The 17,885-nt window shown below is 72.2% G+C and carries 19 protein-coding genes; 9 read left to right on the top strand and 10 right to left on the bottom strand.

Translation table 11 applies throughout. From position 1 onward, the window contains the following. Positions 1–58 precede the first annotated feature (58 nt). On the top strand, positions 59–760 hold the full coding sequence (gene ung / locus AB0J36_RS12150) for a uracil-DNA glycosylase (protein WP_357399260.1): 702 nt from the start codon (positions 59–61) through the stop codon (positions 758–760). Between the two features lie 104 nt (positions 761–864). On the opposite strand, the gene AB0J36_RS12145 is transcribed toward ung, so the two are convergent. Beyond that, on the bottom strand, positions 865–1,569 hold the full coding sequence (locus AB0J36_RS12145) for a helix-turn-helix transcriptional regulator (protein WP_363660487.1): 705 nt from the start codon (positions 1,567–1,569) through the stop codon (positions 865–867). A gap of 501 nt (positions 1,570–2,070) precedes the next feature. Between AB0J36_RS12145 and tsaB the strand changes: the two genes are divergently transcribed. The 4 genes from tsaB to AB0J36_RS12125 are packed head-to-tail and all read left to right on the top strand — an operon-like array spanning position 2,071 to position 4,535. Further along, positions 2,071–2,748 (top strand): tRNA (adenosine(37)-N6)-threonylcarbamoyltransferase complex dimerization subunit type 1 TsaB, encoded by a 678-nt coding sequence (tsaB, locus tag AB0J36_RS12140; protein WP_357126360.1) that lies wholly within the window; start codon positions 2,071–2,073, stop codon positions 2,746–2,748. Continuing rightward, a complete protein-coding gene (gene rimI / locus AB0J36_RS12135; protein WP_357126357.1) occupies positions 2,745–3,227 on the top strand; it encodes a ribosomal protein S18-alanine N-acetyltransferase in 483 nt (160 codons plus the stop codon). Before tsaB ends, rimI begins: the two co-directional genes overlap by 4 nt. Next, positions 3,220–4,266, top strand: coding sequence for a tRNA (adenosine(37)-N6)-threonylcarbamoyltransferase complex transferase subunit TsaD (tsaD, locus tag AB0J36_RS12130; RefSeq protein WP_357126354.1), 1,047 nt, complete (start codon positions 3,220–3,222; stop codon positions 4,264–4,266). Before rimI ends, tsaD begins: the two co-directional genes overlap by 8 nt. 14 nt (positions 4,267–4,280) lie before the next feature. Then, entirely contained in the window at positions 4,281–4,535 is a 255-nt protein-coding gene (locus AB0J36_RS12125; protein WP_053660576.1) for a hypothetical protein, read from the top strand. Between the two features lie 23 nt (positions 4,536–4,558). Here AB0J36_RS12125 and AB0J36_RS12120 read toward each other — a convergent pair whose 3' ends face one another. The 8 genes from AB0J36_RS12120 to AB0J36_RS12085 all read right to left on the bottom strand — a co-directional run bounded on the left by AB0J36_RS12120 (position 4,559) and on the right by AB0J36_RS12085 (position 12,112). Continuing rightward, entirely contained in the window at positions 4,559–5,299 is a 741-nt protein-coding gene (locus tag AB0J36_RS12120) for a DUF4142 domain-containing protein (RefSeq protein ID WP_357126351.1), read from the bottom strand. Positions 5,300–5,455: 156 nt separating this feature from the next. Continuing rightward, positions 5,456–5,761 carry a DUF1707 domain-containing protein gene (locus AB0J36_RS12115; RefSeq protein ID WP_357126348.1) on the bottom strand — a complete coding sequence of 102 codons (306 nt, stop codon included), beginning with the start codon at positions 5,759–5,761 and terminating at the stop codon, positions 5,456–5,458. Positions 5,762–5,780: 19 nt separating this feature from the next. Continuing rightward, complete coding sequence (locus tag AB0J36_RS12110; protein WP_357126345.1) at positions 5,781–6,962, bottom strand: ROK family protein; 1,182 nt, start codon at positions 6,960–6,962, stop codon at positions 5,781–5,783. A gap of 22 nt (positions 6,963–6,984) precedes the next feature. Then, positions 6,985–8,247, bottom strand: coding sequence for an ABC transporter permease (locus tag AB0J36_RS12105; protein WP_357174423.1), 1,263 nt, complete (start codon positions 8,245–8,247; stop codon positions 6,985–6,987). After that, complete coding sequence (locus AB0J36_RS12100) at positions 8,244–9,062, bottom strand: ATP-binding cassette domain-containing protein (RefSeq protein ID WP_357126338.1); 819 nt, start codon at positions 9,060–9,062, stop codon at positions 8,244–8,246. The genes AB0J36_RS12105 and AB0J36_RS12100 overlap by 4 nt, the downstream gene beginning before the upstream one ends. Positions 9,063–9,175: 113 nt before the next feature. After that, positions 9,176–10,264, bottom strand: a complete 1,089-nt coding sequence (locus AB0J36_RS12095; RefSeq protein ID WP_357126335.1) for a substrate-binding domain-containing protein — start codon at positions 10,262–10,264, stop codon at positions 9,176–9,178. 177 nt (positions 10,265–10,441) lie between these two features. After that, positions 10,442–10,921 carry a Cys-tRNA(Pro) deacylase gene (gene ybaK, locus AB0J36_RS12090; protein WP_357174426.1) on the bottom strand — a complete coding sequence of 160 codons (480 nt, stop codon included), beginning with the start codon at positions 10,919–10,921 and terminating at the stop codon, positions 10,442–10,444. 9 nt (positions 10,922–10,930) lie between these two features. Next, complete coding sequence (locus AB0J36_RS12085; RefSeq protein WP_357174429.1) at positions 10,931–12,112, bottom strand: methyltransferase domain-containing protein; 1,182 nt, start codon at positions 12,110–12,112, stop codon at positions 10,931–10,933. Positions 12,113–12,370: 258 nt separating this feature from the next. Here AB0J36_RS12085 and groES point away from each other — a divergent pair, with 258 nt between their 5' ends. The 3 genes from groES to AB0J36_RS12070 all read left to right on the top strand — a co-directional run bounded on the left by groES (position 12,371) and on the right by AB0J36_RS12070 (position 16,091). Beyond that, complete coding sequence (groES, locus tag AB0J36_RS12080; RefSeq protein ID WP_030330046.1) at positions 12,371–12,685, top strand: co-chaperone GroES; 315 nt, start codon at positions 12,371–12,373, stop codon at positions 12,683–12,685. A 70-nt stretch (positions 12,686–12,755) separates the two neighbouring features. Further along, positions 12,756–14,399: a chaperonin GroEL gene (gene groL, locus AB0J36_RS12075; RefSeq protein ID WP_357126326.1), complete on the top strand. Its 1,644-nt coding sequence runs from the start codon at positions 12,756–12,758 to the stop codon at positions 14,397–14,399. 126 nt (positions 14,400–14,525) lie between these two features. Further along, on the top strand, positions 14,526–16,091 hold the full coding sequence (locus tag AB0J36_RS12070) for a molybdopterin-dependent oxidoreductase (protein ID WP_363660486.1): 1,566 nt from the start codon (positions 14,526–14,528) through the stop codon (positions 16,089–16,091). 187 nt (positions 16,092–16,278) lie between these two features. On the opposite strand, the gene AB0J36_RS12065 is transcribed toward AB0J36_RS12070, so the two are convergent. Then, entirely contained in the window at positions 16,279–16,662 is a 384-nt protein-coding gene (locus AB0J36_RS12065) for a WhiB family transcriptional regulator (protein WP_357126320.1), read from the bottom strand. A gap of 256 nt (positions 16,663–16,918) precedes the next feature. On the opposite strand from AB0J36_RS12065, the gene AB0J36_RS12060 reads away from it, so the two are divergent. Continuing rightward, positions 16,919–17,737: a helix-turn-helix transcriptional regulator gene (locus AB0J36_RS12060; protein ID WP_357126316.1), complete on the top strand. Its 819-nt coding sequence runs from the start codon at positions 16,919–16,921 to the stop codon at positions 17,735–17,737. Positions 17,738–17,885 lie beyond the last annotated feature (148 nt).

Raw genomic sequence — 17,885 nt, 5'->3', positions numbered from 1 at the left:
GCTGTCGGACGTGATGCTTAGAGTGCGGGCGACCGACCCGCGCTGGAAGAGGTTTCTGATGCCCGACGATGCCCCCGCCCTGGATCTGCTGGCGCTGCTGCCGGAGCAGTGGCGTGCCGTGCTCACCCCGCACCTCGACCCGGCCCGCACGGCCGCGCTGGCCGAGTTCGTCGCCCGGGAGTACGCGACGCAGACCGTCTTCCCGCCGCTGGAGGACCTCTTCTCGGCGTACCGGCTCTGCCCGCCGGAGGCCACCCGGGTGCTGATCCTCGGGCAGGACCCCTACCACCGGGCCGGTCAGGCGCACGGGCTGAGCTTCAGCGTTCGCGAGGGCGTGTCGGTGCCGCCCTCGCTGCGCAACGTCTTCAAGGAGCTGGGCGAGGACGTGGGCGTGCCCAAGCCGCGCAGCGGCAACCTCGACGGTTGGGCGGCGCAGGGCGTGCTGCTGCTCAACGCGGTGCTGACCGTCCGTCAGGCCACCCCCGGCTCGCATGCGAACGCCGGCTGGGAGGAGTTCACCGACGCCACCATCCGGGCGCTGGACGCCCTGCCGGACCGGGTGGTCTTCCTACTCTGGGGCGGCTACGCCCGCAAGAAGGCCGGCCTGGTCACCAACTCTCGGCACGTCGTGCTGGAGGCCGGCCACCCGAGCCCGATGAACCCGCGCGGCTTCCTGGGCAGCCGCCCGTTCAGCGCGGCCAACAAGGCCCTCGCCGACGCCGGCCGTCCCACCATCGACTGGGAGCGCACCGCCGACTGACCTCAGCCTGGCCTGGCCTGGCCCGGGTTCGGCGCCGGCTGGCCTGCTCCGGGTCCGGCGCCGGCTGGCCTGCTCCGGGTCCGGCGCCGGCTGGCCGGGTCCGGTCAGCTTTCCGGGGCGCGGCGCCGGGCCCGGTAGCGGCGCAGCAGGTCGGCGGCCCGCGGCTCGGTCAACTCCAGCTCGACCAGCGGCACCACCTGATAATCGCGGCCACCGTGGCGTACCTCGATCGTCTCGGGCAACTCGTCGCACATGGTCGCCCTGATCTCGCCGTACCGGGTCGACCAGCGGTGTTCGCCCGGCTCTTCCGGCTCCAACCACACCCCGCCGAACTCGCCCCACCGGGCGTTCCACCGCTGGCCGTAGTTTGCCTCCAGCCAGCCGGTGAACCGTTTCGAGTCCTGCCAGCGGAGGGCGATCTCGACGGCGTCCACCGGCACCGGCGCGCCCTGCAACAGCGCCGCCGTGCTACCGGTGAGCACCTGCGGAAAGTCGATCAGTCGGTCCAGCGTCTCGTTGAGGCCCAGTTCGTCGATGCGTTCGCCGATCGGGCGGGCGGCCAGTTCGTCGATGCGAGCGTCGAGATGCGCGTCCAGCGGTTCGACCCCGACCACCAGCTGCACGTCCATCGCGGTGAACAACCGCTCCAGCACCGGGACGCTCGGCGCGCGTTCGCCGCGTTCGATCCGCGCCACGGCCGCCTGGCTGACCTCGGCGAGTCCCGCGAGCTGGCGCTGGCTCAGCTCGCGTCGCTGGCGTTGTTGTCGCAGCACGGCGCCGAGGAGGGTGACGAGGCGAGTCGATGGCATCCCGGCATGCTGGCCCAGCATCAGACGGTCGCGGTAGCTCTGCGGCGGATTCACGACTCGCGGTCTTGCAGGCCGGGATCAGCACGGTCGGGGCCGCGTCGCTGAGCGGCGGCGGTATTGCTGATGAGAGTGATGCCTGTGAGTCATCTTGATGACTCACAGGCATCAGGCTCATCAGGATGGTGTCGCCGTCGCCGTCGCCGTCGCCGTCGCCGCGGTCGGGAAGACGCGTGGCGTGGCGTCGCGGTCGGGAAGACGCGTGGCGTGGCGTCGCGGTCGGGAAGACGCGTGGCGTGGCGTCGCGGTCGGGAAGACGCGTGGCGTGGCGTGGCGGTCGGGAAGACGCGTGGCGTGGCGTGGCGGTCGGGAAGGCGCACGGCCGGCGGGGTGGCGTGGCGAGGGGTGGAGTCGCGGCGCTGCTCGTCCGCCGGTAGGCCCGGTGGTGGCCGAGGGGCGGGGCGTCACGGGCGGGCGGTGGCGGGGCCGCTAGGCTGGCTAACCGTGCTCGTACTCGTGGTGGACAGCTCGACCCCCGCGGTGACCGCAGCGTTGGTGGAGATCTCGGCGGACGGCGTCACGTCCCGGGCGCACCGGTGCACGGTCGATGCCCGCGCGCACGGTGAACTGCTCGCGCCTCAGGTGGACGCGGTCCTTGCCGACGCCGGCGCGCGCCCGCGTGACCTGGGCGCGATAGTCGCCGGGCTCGGCCCCGGGCCGTTCACCGGGCTGCGGGTCGGCCTGGTCACCGCCGCCACGATGGGGCAGGTGCTCGGCATTCCGACGTACGGCGTCTGTTCCCTGGACGCCATCGGCCACCCGGCGGCTGCCGGCGAGCCGGTGCTGGCAGCCAGCGACGCCCGCCGCAAGGAGCTGTACTGGGCTGTCTACGACGGGGCCGGCCAGCGGGTCGTCGGGCCCGAGGTGTCCTCGCCGGCGGTGGCCGCCGCCCGCGCCCGTGAGCTGGGCGCGACGGTCGCGGTCGGCGACGGAGCACACCGGTACGCCGAGGCTCTGGACCTGCCGGTCCGGGTCGAACCGCGCTACCCGGAGGCCACCGTGCTGGCGCTGCTCGCCGCCGAGCGGATCCGGGCCGGCGCGCCCGGCGAGCGACTCACCCCGCTCTACCTGCGCCGTCCCGACGCCGTGGCGGCCACCGGCCGCAAACCGGTCCTCCCGTGACGTCGGTACGGCTGGAACGGTTCCGCTGGTGGCACGTCGACGAGGCGATGCCGATCGAGGCGGACCTGTTCGGCGCCGGGCAGTGGTCGCCCTCCATGTTCTGGAACGAGCTGGCCAACGGGCACCACTACCGGGTCGCGACCGACAGCGACGGAGCGGTGCTCGGCTACGCCGGGCTCGCCGGCGCCCCACCGGACGAGGTGTGGGTGCAGGTCATCGCCGTCCGGCGGGACGTCCAGCGACGTGGCGTCGGCCGCGTCCTGTTGGAGGAACTGCTCGCCGAGGCGAACCGTCGGGGCGCCCGCAGCACCCTGCTGGAGGTGGCCGTGGACAACGCCCCCGCCCAGCGCCTCTACGCGACGTACGGGTTCGAGCCGATCGGGGTGCGTCGCGGCTACTACCAACCGAGCAACACCGACGCGCTGGTCATGCGGCGCGACGCCGAGCCGACCGGGGACGGACCACACGACCATGGCTGACGAACCGCTGATCCTGGGCATCGAGACCTCGTGCGACGAGACCGGCGTCGGCATCGTACGCGGGCACACCCTGCTGGCTGACGCGCTCGCGTCCAGCGTCGAGGAGCACGCCCGTTTCGGGGGCGTGGTGCCGGAGGTGGCCAGCCGGGCCCACCTCGAAGCCATCGTGCCGACCATGCAGCGGGCGCTCACCGACGCTGGCGTCACCCTCGCCGACATCGACGCCATCGCGGTCACCTCCGGGCCGGGCCTGGCCGGCGCGCTGCTCGTCGGCGTCGCCGCCGCCAAGGGGTACGCCCTCGCCGCCGAGAAGCCGGTGTACGGCGTCAACCACCTCGCCGCGCACGTGGCGGTGGACACCCTGGAACACGGCCCACTGCCCGAACCGGCCATCGCCCTGCTGGTCTCCGGCGGGCACTCGTCCCTGTTGCTGGTCGACGACCTGGCCCGGGGTGTCACCCCGCTCGGCGCCACCATCGACGACGCGGCCGGTGAGGCGTTCGACAAGGTGGCCCGGCTGCTCGGGTTGCCGTTCCCGGGCGGTCCGCCCATCGACCGTGAGGCCCGGGCGGGTGACGCCGCCTCCATCGCCTTCCCGCGTGGCCTGACCGCCGCGAAGGACCTGGCGGCCCACCGGTACGACTTCTCGTTCTCCGGTCTGAAGACGGCCGTGGCCCGCTGGGTGGAGGCACGGCAACGCGCCGGTGAGCCGGTGCCGGTCGCCGACGTGGCCGCGTCCTTCCAGGAGGCGGTCTGCGACGTGCTGACCAACAAGGCCATCGCCGCCTGCCGGGCGCAGGGCATCGACACCCTGGTGATCGGTGGGGGAGTGGCCGCGAACTCCCGGCTGCGGGCGTTGGCCGAGGAGCGGGCCGAGAAGTACGGCATCCGGGTTCGGGTGCCGCGGCCGAAGCTGTGCACCGACAACGGGGCGATGGTGGCCGCGCTCGGATCGCACCTGGTCGCCGCCGGGGTCGCGCCGAGCCGGCTGGACCTGCCGGCCGACTCGGCGCTGCCGTTGACCACGGTCAGCGTGTGACGGGGACGCCGGAGATGATCGTGCGGATGTGGGAGGCGCGCGCCGAGGCGTACGGCGTCGCCGACCTGATCACCTGGGTGTGCGACACCGCCCTGCCCGAGCTGGAGCACGACCCGCTGCACGTGTCGAGCGAGGTCTTCTCGTCCACCGACCACCGCGTCGTGGTCATCTCGAAGTGGCGCAGCAACCCGCGTCCGCTGCCCGATCCGCCCGCCCTGCTGGTGGCCCGCGCCCCGCACTCCTGGGACTTCACCCAGGTCGACCGCTGACTCCGGGCCACCTCAATCGTCGGTCAGCTCCGGCGCAGCATCCGGTAGGTGGCGATCCCGCCGGTACCGAGCGCGGCGAGGAAGACCAGCCAGACGACGGTGCTGCTCACCCCGACCTGCGGCCCCGCGTTCGCCCCGGCGGCGGCGAGCAGACCGTCCTTGCCGGGCGCGGGCAGCGCGGCCGGCGGCAGTTCGGGCCAGCGGACCAGTCCGGTGGACTCCAGCATCTGCATGTGGTGCTGTACGAAGGCGTTGGCGTCCTCGCAGAGCTTGCGGACGGTGGCGTCGCGGGTGCTGGCCCGTACCGCGCCGATCACCGGGAAGATCTTGCCGTGGGCCACCCGGAGCCGGGTCACGAAGATCTGGTCGAACCGAGCGCCGGACGCGTTCTGCATCTCGGCCAGCCAGCCCTTCTGTTCGGCCGTCGGCTCGGTGGGGATGGACGCGCCGAGCTTGTTGGCGGCGTCCACGACGAGCTGGTCGAGCTTCTGGTGCTCGCCGGCGATGCCGGCCCCGATCTCCCGTACCTTCGGCGACTGTCCCTTCTCGGCGGCCATCTGGCCGGCCGGCATCTCCCACAGCCCGGCCAGGCGCACCCCGTTGAGCAGCGTCATGTCGGCGGCGTTGAGCTGCTGCCCACCCGCGGGGGCGGCGATGGCCACGCCCGGCAGGACACCGACCCCCGCGATGATCGCGATGAGCAACATCGCCGCGCGGTGCGTCCGGTTGCCCGGCCGGCGACGGGCCAATCTGAGCGGTGCCATGTCTGCGGTGCCTCCTCGGTCCGGACCGAAACGCGTCTGGACCGGGCAGCCGCACCCTGCCGGCCGCCCGTCCGCCCACTGGTACGGACTGATCGTCCGATCAGTTCATCCGCTCGGGCCGTGGAAATGCGGAGCCCGTCGGGCGTGCCACACGGATCAGCGGGTGACGGCCAGGAAGCCACCGAGCAGCAGCAGGGTGAGCGCGGCGACGGCGAAGAGCACCAGCAGCTCCCGGCGGCCGTGCCCGATCCCGTCGTCGCCCTTCGCCGCGGCTGCGGGATCGGGCAGGGCGGGCAGGTCCCGGGTCAGCGTGGCGAGGTCGCCGAGGGTGCGGGAGGTCCACACCGCGCCGACCCGTTCGGAGAACTCGTCCAGGGTGAGTCGGCCCACCGTGGTGTGCCGGTGCAGCTCGGCGACCACCCGGTGACGGTCGTCGTCGGAGGCGCGCAACTCGACGTCCACGCCGGACAGCGTACGCGGGTCAGCCCACGTCGAGGGGGTCGGCGAGCAGTCGTTCGAAGGCCAGCTCGGCGGCCCCGATCAGGGGTGCGTCCTCGCCCAGCGTCGGCGTACGCAGCCGGACGTGCTCCAGGCACGCGCCGAGTGCGTTCGAGTTGAGCCGGCTGCGGATCTGGGCCGCCGCCGCGAGGTAGAGGTCGCGCATGGTGCCGCCGAAGATGACCATCTCGGGGTTGAAGACGTTGACCAGGTTGGCGACCCCGAAGCCGAGCCAGTCACCCGCCTGGCGTACCGCCGTCTGGGCGCGGGCGTCCCCCCGGTCGGCGGCGTCGAAGACGGCCAGCAGGGCGTCGCGTCCCCGCGCATCGGAGCGTCCGGCGGCGCGCAGCAGGCCGTGCTCGCCGATCTCGGTCTCCCAGCAACCCCGGGCGCCGCACTCGCAGGGCCTGCCGTCGCGCACCACCTTCATGTGGCCGACCTCGCCGCCGTACCCGCCGTGTCCGGTGAGCCGACGCCCACCGGCGATGATCCCGGCGCCGACGCCGACGTCGCCGTACAGGTAGATGACGTTGTCGCAGCCGGCCGCGACGCCCCTGGTGTGCTCGGCGAACGCCGCCACGTCCGCCACGTTGCCGACCGTGACCGGCACGTCCAGGCCCATCTCGGCCCCGAGCGCCGCGCCGATCGGCTCGTCCACCCAGCCGGTGGTGGGCCCGAGCCGCACCAGGCCGTCCTCCCGGCGGACCATGCCGCAGACCGCGACGCCGGTGCCGACGCAGATCGCGCCGCCCGGGACCGCCTGCTGCATCTCCTTGACGGCGCCGGCCAGCATCGGCGCGGCCTCCGCGGCCAGCAGGCCACGCGGGCGGTCCAGCTCGCGGCGGTCCAGCACCGCGCCGCCCAGACCGACCCGCGCGGCCCGCAGCCGGTCCACCTCCACGGAGTACGCGTACGCGTACACCCGGGCCGACTCGGGCCGGACGACAATGGACGGTCGTCCGGCCCGGCCGGTCTCCTTCGGCGTTCCCTCACTGACCAGCCCGACGCCGGCCAGGTCGGCGGTGAGCGCGCCGATGGTGCTCCGGTTCAACCCCAGTGCCGTGGTGAGTTCGGCACGGGTGGTCGGCCCGTGGACGTGCACGTACCGCAGCAGGGCCCCGAGGTTCTGCCGGCGAACCTCTTCCTGGCTCGGTGCCGGGCGCATGCTGGTGCTACCTCCCGCGCGGTCAGCGGGAGCCGGTGGCTGCCGCGCGGCGGCGGGAGAGGGCGTCGACGCTGGCGGCGAGCAGCAGCACGACGCCGGTCACCACGTACTTGACTCCCGCGCTGTACCCCATCAGGCCCATTCCGTTTTCGATGACCGCGACCACCGCGCCTCCCAGCACGGCATCGAATACCCGGCCCTTGCCGCCGAAGAGGCTGGTGCCGCCGATCACCGCCGCGCCGACCGCGTAGAGCAGTACGTTACTGCCCCCCGTGTTCGGGTCGACCGAGTTGGCCCGGCTGGCGGCCACGATGCCACCGACGGCGGCCATGGACGAGCAGATCACGAAGACGGAGATCCGGATCCGGTCGACTCCGATGCCGGCCCGGCGGGCCGCTTCCCGGTTGCCGCCGACGGCGTAGATGTGCCGGCCGTAGCTGGTGCGTTGGAGCACGAAGGTCCAGATGACCAGCAGCACCGCGATGATCGGCACCACGATCGGCACACCCTTGAGCGAGACGATGAGGACGTTGCGGCTGCGCTCCAGGTTGAGCACGTACACGGCGGTGCCGAGGATGACGGCGAGCCCGCCGATCCGCAGCGCCACCACCGCGATCGGGTCGGTGATCAGGCCGCGGGCCGCCCGGTTGCGGTGGCGTAGCAGTTGCACCGCCGCGTAGCCGACGACGGCGACGGCGGTCAGCGCCCAGCCCAGCGCGGGGGCGAGGTTGCGGTTGGCGATGGCGACCAGCACCTCGTCGCGGACGGAGATGTTGGTGCCCTCCTGCACGAGCAGCAACACGACGCCCTGGAAGGCGAGGAAGCCGGCGAGAGTGACCACGAAGGACGGAATGCCGATCTTCGCGACGAGCATGCCGAGCGTGGTGCCGATGATGACACCGGTGGCGATGGCGGCGAGGACGGCGACCCACCAGGGGTAGCCGAGCACGGTGACCACGTTTGCCAGTACCGCCGCGCAGACACCGCTGGCGAAGCCGGCGGAGAGGTCGATCTCGCCGAGCAGCAGCACGAAGACCAGGCCCATCGCGATCAGCGTGACCGCCGCGCCCTGGGTGAAGAGGTTGGCGAAGTTGCCGGCCGACAGGAACGACGACGGCCGCATGACCGCGAAGACGGTGCAGAGCACGATCAGGCCGAGCACGGCTGGTAGCGCGCCGACGTCGCCACCGCGTACCCGGCTCACGTAGTTGCGGACGTGGCTCCCGACGGTCGGCGGCGGTGTGACGGCCGCCGGGCCGTCCTTGCGCACGGCGGTGGTGGTCATCGGACGCCTCCTGAGATCGAGTCGGCCGGCTGCGGGCCGTCGCCGTTGCCGCCCGGGTCGGTGGCGAGGCCGAGGCCGCCCGAGCGCCCGGCGGTGATCAACTCAACCACCTGGGCGTGAGTGATGTCGGTGGTCTTCACCTGGGCGACCATCTGGCCGAGGTACAGCGCGGCGATCCGGTCGGAGACGGCGAAGACGTCGTTCATGTTGTGCGAGATGAGCACCACGGCCAGGCCGTTGTCGGCGAGGCGGCGGACGAGTTCGAGGACCTGGGCGGTCTGTGCCACGCCCAGGGCTGCGGTCGGCTCGTCCAGGATGACGAGCTTGCTGTTCCAGAGCACCGCCTTGGCGATGGCCACGGTCTGGCGCTGACCGCCGGAGAGGCTGGAGACGTGCTGGCGAAGCGAGGTGACGGTGCGGATGGAGAGCCCCGCCAGGGTCTCGGCGGCGAGCTGTTCCATGGTCGGCTCGTCCAGGACGATGCCGCTGTGCTTCTCCCGGCCGAGGAACATGTTCTGCACGATGTCCAGGTTGTCGCAGAGCGCGAGGTCCTGGTAGACGACCTCGATGCCGAGCGTTGCGGCGTCGCGGGGACTGCCGATGTGCACCTGTTCGCCGTTGAACAGGACCTCACCGGCGTCGGTGGGGTAGATGCCGCTGATGCACTTCACCAGGGTCGACTTGCCGGCGCCGTTGTCGCCGACAAGTGCGGTCACTTCGCCCGGGTGGACGCTCAGGGCGACGTCGCGGAGCACCTGGACGGGACCGAAGCTCTTGTCGATCCCGCGGAGTTCCAGCAGGGGAGTCGCGGACACGGGGTCTCCTTCTTAAGGGAGGGTCGGGGCCCGTCCGGCGGGCGCCGCCCGGCACGGGAGGGTGCTCCCGTGCCGGGCGGCGATGGTCGTCCCGGCGGGTACTGCGGCGTCGGTCAGCTGATGCCGGCTTCGGCGCAGAACTTGGCGTACGCCGCGGTGCAGACCTGCTCCTTGGTCGCGTAGCCGTCGGCGATGACGTCCTTGACGTTGTCCTTGTAGATGGCCTTCGGGGTGAGCAGCACCGAGGGGACGTCGCGGTCACCGTCCTTCACCGACTGGCCGGTGTCCTTCTTCTCGCCCTTGGCCAGCGCGATGGCCAGGTCCGCGGCGGCCTTGGCCTCTTCCCGGACTGCCTTGTAGACGGTCATGCACTGGTCACCGGCGAGGATGTTCTGCAGGCCCTCCACGCTGGCGTCCTGCCCGGTCACCGGCACCTTGCCGTTGATCTTGTTCTTCTTCAGGATCGAGATGGCGGCGTTGCCGAGAGTGTCGTTGGCGGCCAGCACGCCGTCGATCTTGCCCTTGGTCGCGGTGAGCTGCTGCTCGAAGATGGTCGCGGCGGTAGGGCCGTCCCAGCCCGGCACGGCGTCGTCCGGGCCCTTGGTGTATTCCTTGGAGTCGAACTTCGGCTTGAGCACCGAGTCGTAGCCGGCCTTGAACAGGGTGGCGTTGTTGTCGGTGGGCGAGCCGTTCAGGTACGACACGACAGGGTTCTTGGCGCCCTTCTCGGTCAGGCACTTCGACAGGCCCTCGCCCTGGAGCTTGCCGACGACCTCGTTGTCGAAGCTGACGTAGTACTGGGCCGAGCCGCCGAGGGTGAGCCGGTCGTAGTCAATGGTGGCGACGCCCTGCGACTTGGCCTTGTCGAGCACGGCCTTGCCGGTGCCGGAGTCCAGGTTGACGATCATCAGGGCGGTGACGCCGCCGGTGATCATCTGGTCGGCGATCGTCTGGAAGGCGGCCTTGTCGTTCTGGGCGTTCTGGATGTCGGACTGGACGCCGGCGGCCTTGAACGCCTCCTCCAGGAAGCGACGGTCCGCCGTCTCCCAGCGGGGGGAGGACTTGCTGTCCGGAAGGATCACGCCGATCTTGGGAGTCTTCTTGGAGTCGGCCGAGCCGTTGCCGGAGTCGTCGCCGCAGGCGGTCAAACCGCCGGTCGCGAGCAGGCCCACGGCGGCGATGGTGAGGATCCCCTTACGCATGTGCAGGGTCCTTTCGGAGGTGGGGGAGGTGTTGTTTTGTTGTGTCCGGCAACGTATTCCGCGTCACACTGGAACCACAAGACCACGCAGGTCCCAAGTTTGTTGGAAGCGATAACAATTCAGCAACGCGACTGTTACTCGCCGAACATCCCCCGAAAAGGGCGATGTAACGACAGGTCAGCGCGCCTGCAACGGCGCGCTGTGGGCCCCGGTGAGCGCCACCAGGTCCACCGCCGCCAGTTCGAGTTGCAGCCCGCGCCGACCAGCGGAGACATAGATCGTCGGCAGGTCCAGCGCGGAGTCGTCGAGCACGGTGGGCAGTCGCCGCCGCTGCCCGAGTGGGCTGATTCCGCCTCGCACGTAGCCGGTGGCCCGCTCGGCGACCGTCCGCTCGGCGAGCGCCGCCCGCTTGCCGCCGACCGCCGCCGCGAGCGCCTTGAGGTCCAGCTCACCGGTCACCGGTACGACCGCCACGGTGAGGACGCCGTCCACCTCGGTCACCAGCGACTTGAACACCCGCTCCGGCGCCACGCCGAGGGCGGCCGCCACCAGGGCGCCGTAGTTCGGAGCGTCGGGTGCCACCCGGTACGGGTGGGTGCGGTGCGCGATCCCGCGCTTGGCCAGTAGTGCCGTTGCCGGAGTGCCCTGTCCCGCCACGCCCCGAACCTAATCCACCGGCCGGCCGATCAGCACGGTCGGCGCTCCGGCGACCCGGGTCAGCACCAGGCTCGCCGCCTGGTCGCCGGCCAGGCGCAGGTCCCGCCGCAACTGCTCCGGCGTCAGCGCCGAACCCCGCTTGAGGATCTCCACCCGACCCACCCGACGCTCGCGCAGCAATGCCCGCAGGCGCTTGAGCGAGAACGGCAGCACGTCGGTGATCTCCAGACAGCGCGCGTACGGGGTGCGGGTCGGCTGGTCGGCGTAGAGGTACGCGATGCTCGGGTCGGCAAGGGTGGCGTCCAGCTCCGCGGCCAGCTCGGCGACGAGGTGCGCCCGGACCACCGCCGGGTCCGGGTCGTACAGGTAGCGGCGCGGGGGTCCGACCGGCGCCTCCGTGTCGCCCGAGCCGGTGAGCTGGTGGATCTCCCTCCGGTACACGCTGGCGCGGCGGGGCACCTCGGCCAGTTCGCCGCACCAGAGCGCCGCCTCGACCAGGTCGCCGTCCACGCCGACCCACTCCGCCTCCGCGCCAGCCGGGATGAGCGCGTGATCCAGGCCCGGCGCCACCTTCACCACCGTGCGGGGCACCCGCTCGGCGAGGCCGGTGACGAAGTCCCAGGGCGGCGAGTAGGCGCGCGGGTCGAAGATCCGTCGGCCGGTGCCGGTGGCCCGTCGGGCCGGGTCGCAGAAGACGCCGTCCACCCGCGACACGTCGAACGCGGTCGCGTCGCCGCACTCGACCGTGAACAGGTCGGCCAGCCCGGCGGCGGCGGCGTTGGCGGCGGCCATCGCCGCGGTCACCGGGTCGGCCTCGACCCCGTACACCCGGATGCCGGCACGGGCGGCGGCCAGCGCGTCCGCGCCGAGGCCGCACCCGAGATCGGCCAGGGTGCGCACGCCGGCCGCGTGCAGCCGGGCGGCCCGCCGGTCGGCGACCACCCGGCGGGTGGCCTGTTCCAGGCCGGGGCGGGTGAGGAACATCCCGGCGGCGGCCGGGCCGAACTTGCCCACCGCCCGGTGGCGCAGCTCGGCCTGGGTGAGGGCCGCCGCCGCCAGCGTCGGCGGCACCCCGGCCGCGCGGAGCGCCGACGCCGCGGCCAGTGGATCGCCGCCGGCCAGCTCGGCCGCCGCCGTGAGGGCGGCCGACCCCTCGGGGGTACGCAGTGCCGCCAACTGATCGAGATCCACCTGCCCATTCTCCCGACCGAGGGGAAAATACCGCTGGCGGGGCGCGACGCGCTGGCACTCTCCTTGACGGAGTGCTAGCCACGGAATAACCTGCGATTAGCACTCTCACCCTGAGGGTGCCAGCTTCCGGGTCTCGCGACCCGGGTGCGCACGCCAGGCGGACCGGCACCCGCGACGACGGCCCCGCCCGGTGGCATGAGGCAGATTGACGCTGGTCAGCCCCGCTGGCCGGCAACGAAACCAGTACCCCAGGAGGGTATGCCCGTGACTACCGCGACCAAGGTTGCGATCAAGCCGCTCGAGGACCGCATCGTGGTCCAGGCGAACGAGGCTGAGACCACCACGGCGTCGGGCATCGTGATCCCCGACACCGCCAAGGAGAAGCCGCAGGAGGGCACCGTCCTCGCTGTCGGTCCGGGGCGCGTCGACGACAACGGCAACCGGGTTCCGGTTGACGTGCAGGTCGGCGACACCGTCCTCTACTCGAAGTACGGCGGCACCGAGGTCAAGTACGCCGGCGAGGAGTACCTGGTGCTCTCCGCCCGCGACGTCCTCGCGGTCATCGAGAAGTAAGCAACCGATCAGTGTCGCTGCCCCGGTCCGGCTCGCCGGGCCGGGGCAGCGGCGCTTCGAAGGGACATTCATGGCGAAGATCCTCAGCTTCTCGGACGACGCCCGACACCTGCTGGAGCACGGTGTCAACGCCCTCGCTGACGCGGTCAAGGTCACCCTCGGCCCGCGCGGGCGCAACGTCGTCCTGGACAAGAAGTTCGGTGCGCCGACGATCACCAACGATGGCGTGACCATCGCGAAGGAGATCGAGCTCACCAACCCCTACGAGAACCTCGGCGCGCAGCTGGTCAAGGAGGTGGCGACCAAGACCAACGACGTCGCCGGCGACGGGACCACCACCGCGACCGTGCTGGCGCAGGCGATGGTCCGTGAGGGCCTGCGCAACGTGACCGCCGGGACCAACCCGGCCGGCCTCAAGCGGGGCATCGACGCGGCGGCCGCCAAGGTCTCCGAGGCGCTGCTCGGCAAGGCCGTCGAGGTCGCCGGCAAGGAGTCGATCGCGAACGTGGCGACGATCTCCGCGCAGGACGCCACCATCGGCGAGCTGATCGCCGAGGCGATGGAGCGGGTCGGCCGCGACGGTGTCATCACCGTCGAGGAGGGCTCGATGCTCACCACCGAGCTGGACGTGACCGAGGGTCTCCAGTTCGACAAGGGCTTCATCTCGCCGAACTTCGTCACCGACCTGGAGGGTCAGGAGTCCGTCCTCGAGGACGCGTACATCCTGGTCACCACCCAGAAGATCTCGGCGATCGAGGAGCTGCTGCCGCTGCTGGAGAAGGTCCTGCAGAACAGCAAGCCCCTGCTGATCATCGCCGAGGACGTGGACGGCCAGGCGCTCTCCACCCTGGTGGTCAACTCGCTGCGCAAGACCCTCAAGGTCTGCGCGGTCAAGGCCCCGGGCTTCGGCGACCGGCGCAAGGCCATGCTCCAGGACATCGCGATCTCCACGGGCGCCGAGCTGGTCGCCCCGGAGCTGGGCTACAAGCTCGACCAGGTCGGCCTGGAGGTGCTCGGCACCGCCCGGCGCGTCGTGGTCGACAAGGAGAACACCACGATCGTCGACGGCGGCGGCCAGAAGACCGAGGTCGACGACCGGGTGGCCCAGATCCGCAAGGAGATCGAGGCCTCCGACTCCGACTGGGACCGGGAGAAGCTGGCCGAGCGGCTGGCCAAGCTCTCCGGCGGCATCGCCGTGATCAAGGTGGGTGCGGCGACCGAGGTCGAGATGAAGGAGCGCAAGCACCGCATCGAGGACGCCATCGCGGCGACCAAGGCCGCGGTCGAGGAGGGCACCGTGCCCGGCGGCGGCGCCGCCCTGGTGCAGATCCTCCCCGTGCTCGACGACGACCTGGGCTTCACCGGCGAGGAGAAGGTCGGCGTCTCGATCGTGCGCAAGGCGCTGGTCGAGCCGCTGCGCTGGATCGCGCAGAACGCCGGCCACGACGGCTACGTCGTGACCCAGAAGGTCGCCGGCATGCAGTGGGGCAACGGCCTCGACGCGGCCACCGGCGAGTACGGCGACCTGGTCAAGTCCGGCATCATCGACCCGGTGAAGGTGACCCGCAACGCCGTCACCAACGCCGCGTCGATCGCCGGCCTGCTACTCACCACGGAGAGCCTCGTGGTGGAGAAGCCGGAGCAGCCCGAGCCGGCCGCCGCCGGTGGCGGGCACGGCCACGGCCACGGCCACCAGCACGGCCCGGGCTTCTGACCCGGTAGCGACACCCGTTCCGGGGCACACCGCCGTACGGCGGTGTGCCCCGGTTTCGTCCGGGCGAGCATTACCAAGCGATGACGTCGTTGGCGATCGGCCGAGATGATCGCGCACACTGGGCCGATGAGCACGACGTCGCGGCGGTACGCCGCGCTGGCCGGAGTCACCGCCGCCGCCGTCGCGATCGGCACCGCGGAGCCGGTGGCGGTGCTGACCGGCCCCCGGTCGGCGCCACTGGTCGCGGTCGGCGGGGTGGTCGTCGACGCCGTTCCCGAGCCGATCAAGCAGTTCGCCATCGACGTCTTCGGCACCGCCGACAAGATCGCCCTGCTGACCGGAACGGCCCTGCTGCTGGGTGGGTTCGCGGCCCTGTTCGGAATGCTGGCGATCCGGCGGCTGGCCCTGGGCCTGTCCGGTATCGCGGCGTTCGGCGCCGTCGGTGTGGCCGCCGCGCTGACCCGCCCCGGCGCGGACGTCTTCGACGCGCTGCCGTCGCTGGTCGGCGGCGGGCTCGGCGCCCTGGTGCTCTGGCTGTTCATCGCCGGCCCGTTCGAGCTGGAACCCTGGCCGTGGGACCCACCCACGCCGGTGACGCCGGCCGCGCCGGTCGAGGGTGTCGACCCGGAGTCGCGCCGACGGTTCCTCACCGGCACCGGAGTGCTGCTCGGTACGGCGGCCGTGGCCGGTCTCGGCGGCCGTTGGCTGGCCGGGCGGCGGGGCGTCTCGGCCGCCCGGGACGCGATCCGGCTGCCCGCCCCGGCCGTCCCCGCGCCGGCCGTGCCCGCGGGAGCGGACCTGTCCCTGGCTCAGCTCGCGCCGTACGTCACCCCGAACTCCGGGTTCTACCGGATCGACACCGCCCTGGTGGTGCCGCAGGTGAACCCGGACACCTGGCGGCTGCGCATTCACGGCCGGGTGGGTACCGAGCGCACCTACAGCTACGCGGACCTGCTGGCCCGGCCGCTGGTCGAGCGGTACGTCACGCTGGCCTGCGTCTCCAACGAGGTCGGCGGGGACCTGATCGGCAACGCGCGCTGGCTCGGCGTACCGCTGCGGGAACTGCTGGACGAGGCCCAGCCGGACGAGGACGCCGACCAGGTCGTCGGCCGGTCGGTCGACGGCTGGACCTGCGGCACCCCCACCGCCGCCCTGCGCGACGGGCGGGACGCGCTGCTGGCGATCGGCATGAACGGCGAACCGCTGCCGGTCCAGCACGGCTTCCCGGTGCGGATGGTGGTGCCCGGTCTCTACGGCTACGTGTCGGCCTGCAAGTGGGTGACCGAGCTGGAGTTGACGCGCTTCGCCGACTTCGACGCGTACTGGGTGCCACGCGGTTGGTCGGCCCAGGGGCCGATCAAGACCCAGTCGCGGATCGACGCGCCACGACGGCGCAACAAGCTGACCGCCGGCCCGGTGACGGTGGCCGGTGTGGCCTGGGCGCAGCACCGGGGCATCAGCCGGGTCGAGGTACGCGTCGACGACGGCCCCTGGCAGGAGGCGGCGCTGGCCCCGACGGTGTCGGTGGACACCTGGGTCCAGTGGTCCTGGCGCTGGGACGCCACGCCGGGCGAGCACCGCCTTCAGGTCCGGGCCACGGACGCGACCGGCGAGACCCAGACCGAGCGCACCCAGAGCGTCGCCCCCGACGGCGCCACCGGCTGGCACACCGTCCCGGTAAACGTCCACTAACCCCACCCACCCCCACCCCTCGGCCCGGTGATCATGAGGTTGTTGCCACCCTGACGGCACGCCGGGGGCAACAACTTCATGATCACCGGGGTCGGGGTCGGGGTCGGGGTTGGGTGGGGTGGGTACGCGGGAACCGCGCTCCCGCTGGGCGGGGGCGCGGTTCGCGGTGTCGGGGTGGTGTGTGGGGTCAGGCGACGTTGCGCTGGGCGGGGACCGTCGACTTGTGCGGGCGACCCAGGCGCGCCTCCAGGCGGGCCACGTCGACCCGGATCTGCCGGCGGTCCGCCAGGTCCTCCCAGCCGACGGCGAGCAGGCGCAGCCGCTCCGACTCGCTGAAGCCGCCCCACACGCCGTACGGCTCGCGGACCGACAGCGCGTGTGCGGCGCACTCGGCGCGGACCGGGCAGGCGCGGCAGACCGACTTGGCCGAGGACTCCCGCCGCAGCCGCGAGGATCCGCGCTCCCCGTCCGGGTGGAAGAACTGCGCGCTGTCCCGGCCCCGGCAGGCACCGAGCCGCTGCCAGTCCCAGAGGTCGACGATGGGTCCGGGCAGTCTACGTACGTTCGACATCAGCACCCCTCCTCCCGCGCGGCACCGCGAGAATGCTTGTGGCCGGCTTCCGGGCGGCGGGCCGCGCAGGCGCACCGTTCCCGGCCTGGACCCCCCGGTACCCGGGTCGTTGCCGGCTCACACTTCTGTGATCGAAAACCCCCGACAACTTGCGGCTTTTGCCCCATCTGTCGGAAAAGTTCAGATGATTGCCGGGAACCTCCTCCCCAGCCGACCTCGTCATGGTCTGCTCGTGTGCGGAGAGGAGACCATCACAGTGCGTACCGTTCTTGTGTGCGTTCGGACACCGCTCGCGGCTCAGCACCTCACTTCTGCTGCCGCGCGGCTGGGTCTGTCCGCGATCGTTCGTACCGCCGTCTCCGATCCCGAGGTGATGCTGCGACTGGCCGAACGACCGGCCGACGTGGTTCTGGCCGACACGGCCCTCACCCGGCCGGACAGCGCGGGCTTCGTCCGTCGGGTGCTGGCCCGCGCGCCGCAGGCCGCGGTCGTGCTGCTCGGCGCCGAGGAATCCGAGGCGGCGGCCGCCACCATCAGCGCCGGCGCCCGTGGGCTGATCCAGAACGCCGACCACGACCTCACCAGCGCGGTGGCGAAGGCCCTGCTCCTGTTGACCGCGCCCGGCCGGGCCTCCCGGCAGCGGGTCACCGACCCGGCGCGGGATGCGGCGGCGGTCGGCGGCTCGGCCCGTTCCACTCCGTCGGTACGCGGCGCCGCAGAGCCCGGCTGGACCGCCGCGACCGGCGACGGGCCGGCGGGCGTCGCCTCGGTACCCGTGCAGCGGGGCGACGACGAGGTCGAGGCGGCGACCGACGGGACCGCCACCGGGCAGTCCGACGCCATCCGGCCCGGCGCGGGCGTTCGTGGCGGCCGGTCGTCGATCGGGCTCACCGAACGGGAACTCCAGGTGCTGCTGGGCATGGCCGAGGGCAAGAGCAACGCGGAGATCGGCCGGGAACTGTTCGTCTCGGAGGACACCGTCAAGACACACGCGCGCCGGCTGTTCCGCAAGCTCGGCGCCCGGGACCGCGCCCACGCGGTCGCCGCCGGCTTCCGGGCCGGCCTGGTCTCCTGACGCCGCAGCCCGCCGCAGCCCGCCGCAGCCCGCCGCGACCCGCCGCAGCCCGCCGCGACCCGCTCAAGATCGTGCTCGAACCGGAAAGTAGTGGCCTCCCGGCGCGGCGGGGCCACTACTTCCTTGTTCCAGCACGATCTTGAGCGGT

The organism is Micromonospora sp. NPDC049662, from assembly GCF_040675055.1.
In the GTDB taxonomy this organism is placed as follows: domain Bacteria; phylum Actinomycetota; class Actinomycetes; order Mycobacteriales; family Micromonosporaceae; genus Micromonospora.
The sequence above is the reverse complement of the archived record's forward strand: the minus strand, read 5'-3'. Positions and strand labels throughout refer to the sequence as shown.